19 protein-coding genes are annotated in these 14,509 nt (G+C 62.6%); 14 read left to right on the top strand and 5 right to left on the bottom strand.

Translation table 11 applies throughout. The features are described from left to right. Nucleotides 1–106: 106 nt before the first annotated feature. Nucleotides 107–628 carry an SPW repeat domain-containing protein gene (locus tag C483_RS04430; protein ID WP_241431472.1) on the top strand — a complete coding sequence of 174 codons (522 nt, stop codon included), beginning with the start codon at nt 107–109 and terminating at the stop codon, nt 626–628. A gap of 30 nt (nt 629–658) precedes the next feature. Here C483_RS04430 and C483_RS04425 read toward each other — a convergent pair whose 3' ends face one another. After that, complete coding sequence (locus tag C483_RS04425; protein WP_006652154.1) at nt 659–1,003, bottom strand: hypothetical protein; 345 nt, start codon at nt 1,001–1,003, stop codon at nt 659–661. 119 nt (nt 1,004–1,122) lie between these two features. Here C483_RS04425 and C483_RS04420 point away from each other — a divergent pair, with 119 nt between their 5' ends. The 3 genes from C483_RS04420 to C483_RS04410 all read left to right on the top strand — a co-directional run bounded on the left by C483_RS04420 (nt 1,123) and on the right by C483_RS04410 (nt 2,532). Further along, a complete protein-coding gene (locus tag C483_RS04420; RefSeq protein ID WP_006652153.1) occupies nt 1,123–1,674 on the top strand; it encodes a hypothetical protein in 552 nt (183 codons plus the stop codon). Between the two features lie 157 nt (nt 1,675–1,831). Beyond that, nucleotides 1,832–2,320, top strand: coding sequence for a nuclear transport factor 2 family protein (locus C483_RS04415; protein WP_006652152.1), 489 nt, complete (start codon nt 1,832–1,834; stop codon nt 2,318–2,320). Continuing rightward, nucleotides 2,317–2,532: a hypothetical protein gene (locus C483_RS04410; RefSeq protein WP_006652151.1), complete on the top strand. Its 216-nt coding sequence runs from the start codon at nt 2,317–2,319 to the stop codon at nt 2,530–2,532. The genes C483_RS04415 and C483_RS04410 overlap by 4 nt, the downstream gene beginning before the upstream one ends. Before the next feature lie 112 nt (nt 2,533–2,644). On the opposite strand, the gene C483_RS04405 is transcribed toward C483_RS04410, so the two are convergent. Then, entirely contained in the window at nt 2,645–3,607 is a 963-nt protein-coding gene (locus tag C483_RS04405) for a zinc-dependent metalloprotease (protein WP_006652150.1), read from the bottom strand. A 93-nt stretch (nt 3,608–3,700) separates the two neighbouring features. Then, nucleotides 3,701–4,036 carry a hypothetical protein gene (locus tag C483_RS04400; protein WP_006652149.1) on the bottom strand — a complete coding sequence of 112 codons (336 nt, stop codon included), beginning with the start codon at nt 4,034–4,036 and terminating at the stop codon, nt 3,701–3,703. A gap of 201 nt (nt 4,037–4,237) precedes the next feature. On the opposite strand from C483_RS04400, the gene C483_RS04395 reads away from it, so the two are divergent. The 5 genes from C483_RS04395 (at nt 4,238) to C483_RS04380 (ending at nt 8,214) form a co-directional block, all read left to right on the top strand. Then, entirely contained in the window at nt 4,238–4,492 is a 255-nt protein-coding gene (locus C483_RS04395) for an LSM domain-containing protein (protein WP_006652148.1), read from the top strand. Further along, entirely contained in the window at nt 4,489–4,665 is a 177-nt protein-coding gene (locus tag C483_RS19355; RefSeq protein WP_004216919.1) for a 50S ribosomal protein L37e, read from the top strand. Before C483_RS04395 ends, C483_RS19355 begins: the two co-directional genes overlap by 4 nt. 402 nt (nt 4,666–5,067) lie before the next feature. Beyond that, nucleotides 5,068–6,363, top strand: coding sequence for a threonine synthase (locus tag C483_RS04390; RefSeq protein ID WP_006652147.1), 1,296 nt, complete (start codon nt 5,068–5,070; stop codon nt 6,361–6,363). Nucleotides 6,364–6,620: 257 nt separating this feature from the next. Next, nucleotides 6,621–7,367: a class I SAM-dependent methyltransferase gene (locus tag C483_RS04385; RefSeq protein ID WP_006652146.1), complete on the top strand. Its 747-nt coding sequence runs from the start codon at nt 6,621–6,623 to the stop codon at nt 7,365–7,367. A 139-nt stretch (nt 7,368–7,506) separates the two neighbouring features. After that, nucleotides 7,507–8,214, top strand: coding sequence for a phosphoglycerol geranylgeranyltransferase (locus tag C483_RS04380; protein WP_006652145.1), 708 nt, complete (start codon nt 7,507–7,509; stop codon nt 8,212–8,214). Nucleotides 8,215–8,303: 89 nt separating this feature from the next. Here C483_RS04380 and C483_RS04375 read toward each other — a convergent pair whose 3' ends face one another. Then, on the bottom strand, nt 8,304–9,131 hold the full coding sequence (locus C483_RS04375) for an SIR2 family NAD-dependent protein deacylase (protein WP_006652144.1): 828 nt from the start codon (nt 9,129–9,131) through the stop codon (nt 8,304–8,306). Nucleotides 9,132–9,218: 87 nt separating this feature from the next. Here C483_RS04375 and C483_RS04370 point away from each other — a divergent pair, with 87 nt between their 5' ends. From C483_RS04370 to aspS, 3 genes are all read left to right on the top strand, one after another. After that, on the top strand, nt 9,219–9,476 hold the full coding sequence (locus tag C483_RS04370) for a DUF7557 family protein (RefSeq protein WP_006652143.1): 258 nt from the start codon (nt 9,219–9,221) through the stop codon (nt 9,474–9,476). Then, nucleotides 9,460–9,831 carry a type II toxin-antitoxin system VapC family toxin gene (locus C483_RS04365; RefSeq protein WP_006652142.1) on the top strand — a complete coding sequence of 124 codons (372 nt, stop codon included), beginning with the start codon at nt 9,460–9,462 and terminating at the stop codon, nt 9,829–9,831. Before C483_RS04370 ends, C483_RS04365 begins: the two co-directional genes overlap by 17 nt. Before the next feature lie 176 nt (nt 9,832–10,007). Next, the gene (gene aspS, locus C483_RS04360) at nt 10,008–11,312 is read left to right on the top strand and encodes an aspartate--tRNA(Asn) ligase (RefSeq protein WP_006652141.1); all 1,305 of its coding nucleotides are present in this window, start codon (nt 10,008–10,010) and stop codon (nt 11,310–11,312) included. Nucleotides 11,313–11,646: 334 nt separating this feature from the next. On the opposite strand, the gene C483_RS04355 is transcribed toward aspS, so the two are convergent. Then, a complete protein-coding gene (locus C483_RS04355) occupies nt 11,647–12,627 on the bottom strand; it encodes a hypothetical protein (RefSeq protein WP_006652140.1) in 981 nt (326 codons plus the stop codon). Nucleotides 12,628–12,796: 169 nt separating this feature from the next. Between C483_RS04355 and C483_RS04350 the strand changes: the two genes are divergently transcribed. Together C483_RS04350 and C483_RS04345 are read left to right on the top strand one after the other, a co-directional pair. Further along, nucleotides 12,797–13,483: a helix-turn-helix domain-containing protein gene (locus tag C483_RS04350; protein ID WP_241431470.1), complete on the top strand. Its 687-nt coding sequence runs from the start codon at nt 12,797–12,799 to the stop codon at nt 13,481–13,483. A gap of 82 nt (nt 13,484–13,565) precedes the next feature. Further along, a complete protein-coding gene (locus C483_RS04345; protein ID WP_006652138.1) occupies nt 13,566–14,405 on the top strand; it encodes a pantoate kinase in 840 nt (279 codons plus the stop codon). Nucleotides 14,406–14,509: the final 104 nt, after the last annotated feature.

Raw genomic sequence — 14,509 nt, 5'->3', positions numbered from 1 at the left:
TCCAGTCGACGACCACGCATCGGATCGTGAGCCTGAGACCAAGCGACGCCAATCCGAGAACGATCCAGCGGCGAACGTGACCGAGAACGAGAACACGGATTCAGGAATGGACTCAGGTACCACCAGCACGGACTCGAGTGCAACCGTCGAAGCCGACGCCGAACCAGTCTCCGAGGTCGACTCCGGAACCGGTGTTGGCGACAATCCAGACGACCGCGACCCGCGGGACCAGCACACCCAGATTGTCAGCGAGGAGCGGCGCCGGAATATCTCGCTTATTAGTGCCGTCATCGCCGTCCTCGGGCTCTGGGTAGCTGCCTCGCTACTCATCTACGACGCACCAGAAGCCGCCTTCTGGAACAACGTGCTCGTGGGCGCTGTCGTCTTCGTTGCCGGCGCGTACAACTACTACCGACTTGCGACCGACGTACCGCTGAGTGTTGGTGTTGCGACGCTGGCCGCAGTGCTCGGTATCTGGCTCATCATCTCCGCGGCGCTGTTCGAGATGCTCGGCGGACTGTTCTGGAGTACGCTCGCTACCGGCTTGCTCGTCGCCGGCCTCTCGGGATACAACGCCTACGAGGCACGCGAGGCACAGTTGGTGACTGGTGAGGAAACAGGGACCTAATTCGACACGGTCGCTCCAGGATTGCTCGCCCTATCGGTAGACGGTTTCCAGTTCGGGTTCTGATTCCGATTCCGGTTCCGCCTCCAGTTTCACCTCAGAATCGACCTCTGACTCCGGCTCGTTGGGAGTCCCCAAGCGCGCACTCGACTCGAGTTGGCGTAGCCGATACTCGGCGGCGTGGTGGCCCATCGCGACGACCGAAAAGCCGAGCATACCGATCGCAAACGCGATCGACACGATCGGCGAAACGCCGTGTACGTAGCTGTTTCCGAGCTGTCCGACCGCGAGCGCGAGCGGCGCGACAGAGAGCAACGAACTCGTCACTGGCGTCGCGCGAAACAGTTCGAGGAGCGAAGATTTGTGAGTTCCTGCCATACGCAACCGTTCGTTACGTGTCCTTCTGCGGCGGCGCTGTATTCCTTTTGATTTTGCCGGCTGACGTTCGCCGGGACCGATACGTTCTTTCTCCCGCCGTCCCAACAGCACACGATAGTATGCGGATTCGCGAGTGGCAGGACATACTCGAGGACGTCACCGAACGCGATGTCGATCCCGACGACTGGCGCGCAGTCGCCGGCGACCGGGCCGGCGGCGTCGGCGAAGATATGTACCTCGGACATCCCCGCGCCGGCGTCTTCTTCCTCAAGACGTACGCGAAGAACCCCTACGAGGTCCGTGGCGTCGGGACGCAGGTCGCGCGCAAGCTCGACGACGAGATCGGGTCGTTCATGCCCCAACAAGAGTCGGGTGGCCGCTTTGCCGTCCAGTCCCCGCCAGAGGACGAAGACCAGGCCGAAACTGTTTCGAAGCGTCTCCAGACGGTTCTCGAGACGCACTCGGATGCGCCGACCCGGCCGCAGGATCTGTTCGACGACGTGATGGAGGCACTCGAGAGCCCCGCGTTCGGACCGATGGAGTACGATCAGTACGACCGGCCCGACGAACTCGAGGACCTCTCTGACCGGTTCGAGGAGGCCGACGAGCTGTTGCACGCCGAACTCGAGGACCTGATCGAGACGGACGAGGTCGATCGGGGCTTTATGTGAGCTGCGCGCCATCACCCCTCCTCCCGGTATACCGCTACACCTACCGCTATTCCCTCCCCCTGATCTCACCCCTACACAAATTCCTCTTTCGACCCCTGCAATCGCGTCCAGCGCACCTTTGCAGCCAGCGGGCAGAAGGTGAGGGAGACCACGAACTATGTCGACGACACCAGCACCAACCGACGACCCCGAGACGACCGTCCGCGCGTACTACGACGCTCTACGAAACGGCGATCCACTCGAGTCCTTTTTCGTGGAAGACGAGTCGACGGTAAAGTTCGGCATCAGCGACCGACTGTTCGGATACGAGGCGGTCGCGGATGCGCTGGAAGAACAGACCGAGACGACCGAGGACTGGACCGTCGAGAGTTCGACTCTCACGGTCGCCGAACACGGCGACCGGGGTTGTGCGACGTTCGGAGATGAGGTGACGATGGCGTGGACGGACTCGAGTAGCGGAGAGCGTCGCGAGTTTCGAACCCGGTGGAGTGGGACGCTGATTCGGCTTCCAGCGGAGGACGGGGTGCGTGAGGGGGAGGGAGAGGGTGAGAGCAATGAAGAAGCGAAAGCGAAAGCAGAGCGCACCACGGACGAAAGTGAATGGGTATTTGGGTCGATGCACGTGAGTACTGACGACGAGGTATGAGCGGGCGACGTGACCCACGGCGACAGGCAGCGCACGGAAACAAGCAACAGCTCCGGCGACTCGGGCTCGCATTCGTGTTGCTGGTCGGACTCTCCGGTGGCACGATGGCGCTACAAGGCGGTGCGTCGCTGCAGGTGGTCGCCCTCTCGACGCTCGGCTTTCTGGTTGCGGGCGGTGCGTTGCTCTGGTATTTGCAGTGGATCGTGAGCTAGCACAGATCGTGGACGGCGAATCTGCCGGATGTGAAGGATGTGAAAGCAGTGACGACAGTAAAGACAGTGAAAGCAGTGACGACGGTAAAGCTAGTGATGCCAGAAGAAGCGCTCAGCGTTCGACCCGCCGAATCCACAGCCCCGGCGAATCGAGTTCGTCGTGCGTCGGCAGGTTTTCTGGCTGTTCCCAGACCAGACTTGCCGTCTCGAGGTCGCGACTGGCGATGACGTGCTCGAAGAACTCCTTGCCGCGCTCGTACTGGCGCTGCTTGAGTCCGAGGCCGAGCAACTGTCGGAACAGTTTCTGTAGCGGGCCACGACCCTGCCGGCGCGCGTCGAATTTCCGGCGCAGGTCCTCGTACTCGTCGTCAAAGGCGTGGTCCATCAGGAGTTCGGCATAGCCCTCGACGACGGTCATCGCGGCGTCCAGGTCGCGGAACGAATCCCGGTCGAACGAGCCGTCTGAGAGTGCGGCGATGCCTGACTCCATTCGGTTCTCGAGATGGTCCGAGAGCCACGGCGCGGCACCGAACTCGGCGGCATGAGTCACCTCGTGGAACGCGATCCAGCGACGGAATCGGTCCGGATCGACCTCGAGCACCTCCGCTGCGTTGCGGATATTCGGCCGAACGAAGTACAGCGCGTGGTCGTCCGCCGGCCGTTCGGCGAGCAAGAGCGGATCGTACTGTCCCAGCACGTTCCGGCCGAGAAACGCGAGGAGGACCGTCATGGTGCCCGTGTTGATCGTACGGGCGATTCCCGGGAACGTCTCGGTGTGGGTCTCGAGCGTGCCCATCACGCGCTCGAAGGTGGCGACGTTGGCGTCGATCCAGTGATGGCGGTTCTGGATCTCGATCGTCTCCGGCACGTCGAACTCCATGTCGGCGACCGACCGGACGGCCGCACGGGCGTCGCGAACGTCGCGCGCATAGCCCTCGCGCTCGCCGGACTCGAGTGCGAGCGAGCCCGGGTCGGTCGCCGCCTTCGCAGCGTCGGCCGCGGACTGCCAGTCGATTGCGTCGTCACCGGTCCCGGAGGCGCCGGCGACGGTCCGGGCGCTACGATAGAGGTTCACGTAGGTCAGTACGACCGGGAGGCGCAAAAGCGTTCGGCTGCGGTCGGATAGATCGGGTGGCTCGTGACTGAGGCCACCGAATTACTCGACGACTCAGTCGACAACGACGTCGGGTTCGGTTTCAGGTTCGTACTCCGGTGGCTCGTCGTCGCCGCCGCGATACTTTTTCACGGCGACACCCGCAGCGACGAGCAACGCGAGTGCGATGAGCGCGCCGATGAGACTCGAGCCGGAGTCGTCATCGTCGGTCTCAGTGTCCGCGTCGGCATCGGACTCGAGTACACCCTCTTCTTCCTGTGCGGCTTCGGCGAGCTCGGCCTGCTCGTCGTCTGTGACGGTCCCGAACGGGAGGAGCGAGCCGATGGAGCGCGGTCCGACCTGTTCGCCGTCGACGTACAACTCGATAACGGTGAATTTGACGTCACCCATGGGAGGTGAGTCAACGAGCGACCACTTATCGATTCGGTTTGCACGGATCTGAGTGCGAATGTGGAACGTGAGTTGTCTCACGGCGGCGAAAGCAAGTACTCTGCGTACACCGAGCAGTCTGATTCCCAGAGAGTGAGCGGACCGCACGCACACGGGCACTGGACCGGTACGATTAAGTGTCCGTCAACTGCGGTCTTTCGTATGAGTGGACGACCGCTAGACGTCCTCGAGGCGTCGCTCGGCGAACGCGTGACGGTACGACTCAAGAGTGGCGACGAGTTCGCCGGCGAACTCGCTGGCTACGACCAGCACATGAATCTCGTCCTCGAGGTTGCCGCGGACGCCGCCGATGGCGCTGACAGCGACGACGAGGCTGAGACGGAATCACCAGCAGTAGAGCCGGTCGAAGACACAACCATTATACGCGGCGATAACGTCGTTTCGATCACTCCATGACTGGTGCAGGAACCCCGAGCCAAGGAAAGAAGAACAAGACGACCCACACCAAGTGTCGTCGCTGCGGAGAGAAGTCCTACCACACGAAGAAGAAGGTCTGCTCGTCCTGCGGCTTTGGCAAGTCCGCCAAGCGCCGTGAGTACGAGTGGCAGTCGAAAGCCGGCGACAACTGAACGACCCGCAGACGATCCTGTCGACATCTGTTTGCTGTTCGACGATTGCGGGTGCCGGTTTTCGGTTTCCGGTTGCAACTCCTGACTACTGAGTCCCAACTGTGTATTGACTACTGAGTCTCGAGTTCCGAGTCCCGGGTCTCGAGTATTGGTTATTGAGGGTCGTGTCCCGAGTTCTGCCTGGTCGGCCCTCCCCACTGAATACAGCCCTCGCTCTTCGAATCAACGACACCTTCTCAGGACACACTCCACGGTGGGGGTGTCCCTGTTCGGTTCACCGTTCCTGCTCGTTCACCGGACGAACGCCCGCACGTCCCGTCGCACGAACATCCGATCAGTCGAGCGTCCGAAGCTCGCTCCGGTTTAGTGGCTACTATAGGTCTACACAGCGAACGCCCGCGTATGACCAACGAGGCGGACCCGGACCCAGACCCGGACACAGAGTCAGCGTCGGATGCGGAGCCAGTCGCGGAGACAGAACCACAGACCGAACCCCCGGTCGAAACCACCAGCGCCTTCACCGGACTCGAGTGCTACGACTGCGGCGGAACGTTCGATGCCGACGAGGTGACCCACCGCTGTCCCGACTGTGACGGCATTCTCGATCCGACCTACGACTACGACGCGATCGGTGCGGCACTCGACCGCGAGACGCTCGAGTCGCGGACATTCGACTCCATGTGGCGTTACGAGGAGCTGCTGCCGTTCACTCGCGACTCAGCCGTGACGATGGACGAGGGCGCGACGCCGCTCGTCGAGTGTCCCAAACTGGCCGCGGAGATGGGCGTCGGGCGCGTCCTGATCAAGGACGAGGGCCGAAACCCGACGGGAACCTTCAAGGACCGCGGACAGACGCTCGCTGTCACGGCCGCGGTGCGCCACGGCGCGAGCGAGGTCGCCCTCGCCTCCGCTGGCAACGCCGGACAGTCCGCCGCCGCCTACGCCGGCCGTGCCGGCCTCGAGTCGAACGTCTACCTCCCCGCCCGCTCAGGGTTTACTAACAAGGCGATGGTCAACGTCCACGGCGGCGACATGAACGTCGTCGGCGGTCGGATCGGCGACGCCGGTGCAGCCTTCGAGGAGGGGCTCGCGGAGCACGACGAGTGGTATCCGCTCCAGACGTTCGTCACGCCCTACCGCCACGAGGGCAAGAAGACGATGTTCTACGAACTCGTCGAGCAACTCGAGTGGGAGGTGCCGGACGCGATCTGTTATCCGACCGGTGGCGGGGTCGGGCTGGTCGGGATGTACAAGGCGGCCCAGGAGTACGTCGACCTCGGGCTCACCGACGACCTGCCGGGCTTCTACGCGGCCCAATCGGCTGGCTGTGCCCCGATCGTCGACGCCTTCGACGAGGGTAAGGATGTCCACGACCCGGTCGAGACGCCGGACACCATCTGCGGCGGCATCGAGATTCCGGACCCCGGCGCGAGCCCGTGGATACTCGAGGCGCTGCGCGAGAGCGACGGCGGTGCGGTGGCGACGGACGATACCGAAATCCTCGATGCGGCGATCCAGGTAGCCCAGCACGAAGGCATCGAGATGGCTCCGACCTGCGCGGCCGCAGCTAGCGGCGCGTGGGCGCTCGCAGAGCGCGGGGAGTTCGACGGCGACGAGACGGTCGTTATCCTGAATACGGGAACGGGGAACAAGGACGCGGACGTGCTGCGTAGTCACCTGATGAGTCAGGGAGTATAGGGCTGTTTCGCTGTTCGTCTCCGTTTTCGACCTGCAGTTGAGCGGGGTCGAAAAGAGCGGCGTCGAAATGAGGGGTGTCAAGAGATGACGAGAGCCGTGCTGGACTCTACTGTTGGATGATACCACACCACAAACACGTACTTGTTAACAGTGTGCATTGAACCGGTATGACCGCTGCCGACTCGTTCGATAGCATCGCNTGTTGGATGATACCACACCACAAACACGTACTTGTTAACAGTGTGCATTGAACCGGTATGACCGCTGCCGACTCGTTCGATAGCATCGCACCCTTTTACGACGCGGTCCACACCCAACAGGCCGACATCGATTTCTACCGTGATCTCGCACTCGAGTGCGACGGCCCCGTTCTCGAAGTCGGCTGTGGCACTGGCCGAATCTATCTCGAACTCCGTCGGGCCGGCGTCGATGTCACGGGTATCGACGTCTCTGCGGACTCGCTGGACGCACTCCGCGACAAAGCCGCGCAGGACGACCTGGCAGTCGATGTTCGCCAGGCCGATATGCGTACGTTCGATCCCGAACCCGGCCGCGAGTACGACCTCGTTATTATCCCCTTCCGGGCGTTTCTCTACCTACAGACGGTCGACGACAGGCTGGCGGCACTCGAGTCCCTGCACAGTGCGCTCGGCCCCGACGGCCGACTGGCGCTCAACGCGTTCGTTCCCGATCCGGAAATCGTCGCCGAACACTACGGTGAGTGGCGAGCACGGGAGCTCGAAGTCGACGGCGAGCGCTACACCCACCGGACCAGATCCACCGTCGTCGACGCCGTCGAACAGCGCGTTCGCGTCCAAACGGAAGTCCTCGACGCAGACGAGTCACTGGTCGTCGACAGCAGCCACGAACTGTCGCTCGTTTCGAAAGCCGAGTTCGATTTGCTCTTTCGCCTCTCGCCGTTTGCCTCGTGGGACGTGTTCGGTGGCTTTGAGTTGGAGTCACTCGAGACGGCGACGCAGGAGATGGTCTGGATCGCGGAGTAAGGGCAGGAGTTCACGGAGTGCTGGTAGGAGCGGCGGCTGGCGGTTGGCGGCCACGAGGCGCTGCAAATCGGTGCCGACGATGCTATCAAAGATGGTTCGTTTCGTAGCGTTTTTCTCACCCCTCGGGAAACGAGGCGGTATGACTGCCGAGACGCCCTGGGAGGAGTGGGACCATATTCTCAAGATAGACCCCGACAAGGAGTTACCTGACGGGATCACCTACGGCGATCTCTGTGCCACGGGCACCGACGCGATCGAAGTCGGCGGCACGATGGGGATCACGGAGGAGAACATGGAGGCCGTCGTCGATGCCTGCGCTGAACACGACGTGCCGCTCTATCAGGAACCATCGAGTCCTGACGTCGTCATCGACAATCGGGCGCTGGAGGGGTACCTTATCCCGACCGTTTTCAACGCTGGCTCACCGTTCTGGATCACTGGCGCGCACAAGGAGTGGGTACGCATCGACAACGGCCTCGACTGGGACCGAACCGCAACGGAGGCCTACATCGTGATGAACCCGGACGCGGACGTGGCGACCTACACCGAGGCCGACTGCGATCTGGACGCTGACGACGTGGCGGCCTACGCCGAGGTCGCAGAGCGGATGTTCGGCCAAGAAATCGTCTACGTCGAGTATTCGGGCATGCTCGGCGACGAGGACATCGTCGACGCCGCAAGCGGTGCAGTCGACGACGCGACGCTGTTCTACGGCGGCGGCATCCACGACTACGACTCGGCGTACTCGATGGCCCAGTACGCCGACGTGATCGTCGTCGGCGACCTCGCACACGACGAGGGCGTCGACGCGGTTCGGGAAACGGTCGAGGCGGCCAACGACGCCTGAACCCGGTCTGAGCTTGTTTTTCGTAGACGTACGCTGTCTGTCTCAGCCGCGAGATCCGTTTCACCCGCCAGGTTCGTTTCACCCGCGAGTCACGCCGACGCTTTCGAGTCGACCAGTTCCTGCAGCCGTGGCAACACCGTCGTCACATCGTCGCGCAGGCAGACGTCCGCCACGCTGTCGACCGGCGTCGACTCGAGGTTGACGATCCCCACCGTCGCGCCGTTCGAGGCGGCGATCCGTGGCAACGAGGCTGCAGGCTCGACGACCAGCGAGGAGCCGATGGCGAGAAACACGTCACTCTCGCGCGCAAGCGATCGGGCGCGCTGGAGGACCGTCTTCGGAAGCTGTTCGCCGAACAGCACCACGTCCGGTTTGTGGATGCCACCGCACTCGCAGCGCGGCGGGAGTTCACCGTCCTCGGCTCGCTCGACGATCGGATCGCTGTCCACTCGAGTCCCGCAGTCGGTACAGCGAACGCGCCTCGCGTTGCCGTGCAGTTCGAGGATCGACTCGTGGGTTGTGAACTCGTCGCCATCGGTTTCTCTTTCGGCTTCGCCGGTCTCGCCGCCGCTGCTCGCTCGAGTCGCCGCCTTCGCGTGGAGCCCGTCCGTGTTCTGCGTGAGAACGGACTCCAGCACCTCGTCGCGAGCAAATTCGGCGAGCACGTCGTGTGCCGCGTTGGGCTCGTACTGCTCATCGAACATCGTTCGGTAGAGGTCGACGCGGTCGGCCCAGAAGCCCGCGGGATCGCGCTGAAACCGGCCGTAGGTGAACTGCCCTTCGTCGAAGGCGTCCCAGACGCCGTCGTCGCCGCGGAAGGTGGGGACGCCGGAGGGTGCGGAGATTCCGGCACCGGTGAACGCGACTGCCGTCTCCGCGTCGTCGATGCTGGACGCCAGGTGTTCGAGGTCGGTCATACCAGACCACAGTCGGTCGGCGGCAAAAATAGGTCGGGCTGTGCGGACAATTATTATGAGCACAGAACTACTACCACAGATACACAGATGGGGTCCAAGACGATCAGTCTTCGAGAGGAGACGTACCGTCGTCTCGACCGGGCGAAACACGAGAACGAGAGCTTTAGCGATGTCGTCGATCGGTTACTCGTCGATGACGACGACCCGTTGCGCGAACTCATCGGCTTCGTTGATGAAGACGAACTTGATGCGGTGAAACGCAAATCGTCGTCGTTTCGTCGTGATTTTGCTGGTCGATTCGACGAGGAAGCAGAGACGGGAGATTCGAATGGTTCTTCTCGATAGTTGCTTCCTCATCGATCTCTTCGCAGCGGACGACGCAGCGATTGCGAAATTAGACGAGTTCGATTGGCGTGACGCGTCACTCTCGACACTCACAGTGACTGAAGTCGGACGTTGGCTTCCCGAGCCACGCCGCGACCGGTTCGAATCGATTATCGGGCGCGTCGACGTGCTGCCGTACGGGTTCGAGGAATCTCGGCGAGCCGTCACTGAACACGGGCGACTGCAACAGCGTGGCCAGCCGATCGGCGCAGTCGACACGATGATCGCTGCCACGGCGATCGAAGCCAATAAACCGGTTCTTACGCGCAACGTTTCGGAATTCAAGCGCACACAGGCGTCGGTCACCCCGTACTGATCTTCTTTTTCGTCACGCCTACTCGAGACACCACCTGCCGATCCAGAACGATTGCGCTTAAGTTGCGGCGACGGGAATNCCCCGTACTGATCTTCTTTTTCGTCACGCCTACTCGAGACACCACCTGCCGATCCAGAACGATTGCGCTTAAGTTGCGGCGACGGGAATCGGGTGGTATGCAGGACAGAACCTACACTGCCGACGCCGAACCGGGCGACGACGCGACCGTCGCCGGTTGGGTGCACGAGATCCGTGACCTCGGCGGGATCGCCTTCCTGATTCTCCGAGACGCAACTGGAAAGATCCAGGTCAAGTTCGAGAAGGACGAGATGGACGACGACCTCGTCGATACCGGTCTCGGCGTCTCCCGCGAGAGCGTGGTGAGCGTCACCGGCACCGTCGAGGAGGAACCCCGCGCCCCGACGGGCGTCGAGGTCACTCCCGAATCGGTCGACGTCATCTCCGCCGCGGACCCCGAACTGCCACTCGACCCATCGGGGAAGGTCGACGCTGACCTCTCGACCCGCCTCGACAACCGCACCCTCGACCTGCGCAAGGACGAGGTTCAGGCTGTCTTCGAGATCCGCGCCGAGATCCTGCGCGCGGTCCGCGAGCAGTTCCGCGAGTTCTACTGTACCGAGATCAACACGCCGAAGATCGTCGCGACGGGTACCGAGGGCGGCACGGAGCTCTTCCCGATCACGTACTTCGGCGAGGAGGCGTTCATGAACCAGTCCCCGCAGCTGTTCAAGCAGCTCATCGCGGGCTCCAACGTCGAGCGCGTCTTCGAGATCGGCCCGATCTTCCGCGCCGAGGAGCACAACACACCACGCCACCTGAACGAGGCAACCTCGATCGACTTCGAGGGCGCGTTCTGCGATCAGAACGACGCTATGGACGTCGCCGAGGGCATCGTGAAGGCAGCCTACGAGGCAGTCACAGAGAACTGCAGCGAGGAACTCGAGGCGCTCGGCCTCGAAGACGAATTCGAGGTTCCCGAGGGCGACTTCCCGCGGCTCAGCTACGAGGAGGCCATCGAGCGCATCAACGCGACGGGCGAACTCGACGAGCAACTCGTCTGGGGCGACGACCTGCCAACCGAGGGCGAGAAAGCGCTCGGTGACGACGTCGGCGGCCACTACTTCATCACGGATTGGCCGAGCGAGATCAAGCCGTTCTACATCAAGGACCACGACGACGACGAGCAGCTCTCGACCGGCTTCGACCTGATGCACCCGCGGATGGAGCTCGTTTCGGGTGGCCAGCGTGAGCACCGCCACGAGCACCTGATCGAGGGCTTCGAACAGCAGGGACTCGACCCTGACCAGTTCGAGTACTACACGAAGATGTTCAAGTACGGCATGCCGCCCCACGCCGGCTTCGGCCTGGGTGGCGAGCGCCTGATCATGACGATTCTCGGACTGGATAACATCCGAGAGGCTGTGTTGTTCCCACGCGACCGGCAACGGCTTTCGCCGTAACGGTCGCGTGGGTGTTCGCGGGACCTGTGGTCCCGCGCTATTCCCGCGAGACCGCCAGCGGCTGAGCCCGTAAGAGCTCGCCGATGGTCGGCGAGCGGGAGCAGGGAGGTCGCGGATCGTCCGACCGTGTTCCCGCGCGATCGTCAACGTCTGAGTCCGTAGACGAAGACGTTGAGAGCTAGCAAGTCGTTGCGAGCGTTAGCGAGCAACGTCTTGCGAGACCGCCAGCGGCTGAGCCCGTAACCGGTACAACGACCCTCACTACAGGCGGGTCGCGGCTCCACTCTTCGATGCAGTTCTAACTCGGTAGCGACGAGTGTGTTCGACGCCGTAGTCACCACCAGCCGCCGTTATCATCGTCATCATCGTCGTCGCCACCGTCACCACAGTCGCCGTCCAGAATCGCGTCCGCGATATCCGCACCGACCGCCTCGTTCCCGAGGAAGTCCATGTGGCTACTCACGTCATCCGTCACGTCGACATCCGTGTAGTTCGATGCCGGATCACAGTCCGCGCCCTCGTTCCCGAGCGCGGTATCGAAGAGCCCGCCGTACGCAGCGCCAACCGTCGAGTCGTTCTCCGAATGGTAGTTGCGAACCTCGCAGGCGTTCTCGAGTCCGTCGTTCCACGGATCGCCGCAAACCTCCGAGCCGTCGGCCGCAGCGCCGAGCGGCGCGACCGTCTCGAGTTCGTAGCCTGAGCTCAGCTTCGTCGCCGTCCAGAGGACACACCGCCCGCCGAGCGAGTGGCCGACGAATCGCAGGTTGCCGCCGCCGTCGTCGTAGAACTCCTCGGCAAGCTCCGCGGCGACCTCGCCCACGTCTTCGGTATCCGACTCGGCACCGAAGTAGTTGAGCGTGCTCGCGGGCCACTCGAGTACGACGGCCTCGTCGGGTTCGTAGCCGCCGTCTTCGATGGTGTCGAGGACGTCTTCAGCCTGGCTCTGTGCGGTGGAGTCGCCGAACCAGCCGTGGATGAAGACGTAGACTTCGTCGGCGACGGGGAGGCTGCCGTCGGCGCTCCAGCCGAAGAACCCGTCGTCGATTTCGATGGTCTCGACGTCGCTGAAGAGTGCGGCAGCGGGGGTCGAGGCGGCGGTTGCACCTGCCAGACCGGCGACGGTTGCGCCGGTGGCGGCGAGGAGTGATCTGCGGGTTGTTGGTGTCGACGTGTCTGCGCCGTCGCGTGAGTGGGTCTGCTCGGTTGGATCTGTCTCAGGAGGTGTTTGCTTGTGTGCCGTCCCGGAAGCTGTCTGTTCGTGCTCTGCCTCAATCGATCCGCGCTCGGTCGTCGTGTGGATGTTAGGTGTTGCCATAGCGCATTCGGACCGTTGCGCGCCGTATGCAAAGCCGCAATTCTTCACGGACGAATCCGTTTATATTCGGGGCCGAATCACAGGGAACAACGACTGTCTTGATACGATGTCTATCATGGTGGCCGAAGTGTGCGGAACGTTTTTACCAATGGTTATTGTCGTGGGCTGTATGAAACGAGTGACATATGTTGTCACTCCACAGGAGGAGTACTTCGACCCGACGGAAACGCGGTGGCGAGACCGTGGGGTGACGCTCGAGGCGATCCACGACGTTGACGTTCTCGCAGACGGGACGATCACGGTGTTTCTCGAGGTGTCAGGTGCACCCGCACAGATCCGTGCGAGCTTCGATCAGACGCTACCACGACTGCACGACAGCGAGGTAATCGTCACACCGGAGGCGACGATGGTGCAGCTTCGGTACCAGCCGACGGCGTTCAATCGCGCAATTCTCGAACCGCATCGAAACTACGGCGTGATCGTGGAGTATCCGATGCGGTTCGTCGACCCCGACCGCTCGTCGTTGCGCGTGACGGTCGCCGGGCCAATGGCGGACGTCCAGCAACTCGTCGATGAAACCCGTGAACTCGCGGAACTGACGGTCGAGAACGTGACGCGGTATGACCCAACGTCGAACCCCCCGTATCACGATCTCACCGCTCACCAGCGGGAGGTGTTACAGACCGCACACGAACATGGCTACTACGAGGTCCCTCGGGAGGCGACCTACAGCGATATCGCGGCGGAACTGGACTGTTCGGCGAGCGCCGTCGGTCAGACACTGCGCCGGATCGAATCTGCGCTCGTCGGTGCGACCGTTTCGAGTACCCTGGCCGGTCGGGAACGAGAAGTGTGATGGAAACGACAAAACGCCAGCAGCAGCGGTCGTAGTCGCCCAAATCCGCAACGTTATACTGTCCGAGTCGCAAGGGTCGCCAATGCGCGAGGAGGCGACGGCGTTCGTACCAGGGCACATTACGGGCTTTTTCAGCGCTCATCCCGCTGACGATCCGACGATGGCCGGATCGCGGGGGGCAGGGCTGACGCTGACCGACGGCGTGACGGTGACGGTCGAACCGGTAGCCGAGGAGGCCTCGGAGTCGATCGTCATCCTCGACGGGGAAATGATCGAGATCGAACCGGTCGACATCGTTCTCGAAACGCTCGACGTAGTCGCTCGTGTCGAGGCTGAGTCGGATCTACCGCTTGGAGCGGGGTTCGGTATTTCGGGTGCAATGGCGCTCGGAACGGCGCTTGCCGCGAACCGTGTGTTTGGCTGTAAGCTATCCCGGAACGAACTCGTCACGATTGCCCACGGCGCGGAAGTACAGGCTGGGACGGGACTCGGCGATGTCGTCGCCCAGGACTGTGGCGGGATTCCAATCCGACTCGAGCCGGGTGGGCCACAGGAGAACAAACTCGATGCGATTCCGGCGCGTGCCCGTGTCGAGTACGTTTCGTTTGGAGAGTTGTCGACAGCAGACGTGCTTGCGGGTGAGACGGACCAGTTGACGGCTGCAGGGAAGGAGGCGCTCTCGCGCGTCGTCGAGGAGCCGACGCTGCTGTCGTTCATGTACGCCTCGCGCCTGTTCGCGCGTGAGGCTGAACTGCTAACGGAGGAGGTCGCACATACGATCGGTGACGTAACAGACGTTAACGGGCAGGCATCGATGGCGATGCTTGGTGAGACGGTGTTCGCCCTCGGAACCGGGCTCTCGGATGCTGGCTACGAGCCGTCCGTCTGTGCGACCCATCCCGCGGGTGCGCTGTTGCGGTAGGTCGTCGTCAGTTTGGACAGTTGCCCGCTCGCATCGCCCGTCGTCTCGACTGTTCATTTATCCGGGTACACTTCTCGGCTACCAGACCAGTTTGTTGGCTTATT

The sequence above is a fragment of the Natrialba hulunbeirensis JCM 10989 genome (genome assembly GCF_000337575.1).
GTDB classification, from domain to species: Archaea; Halobacteriota; Halobacteria; order Halobacteriales; family Natrialbaceae; genus Natrialba; species Natrialba hulunbeirensis.
This window is presented reverse-complemented; position numbering and strand designations above follow the sequence as displayed.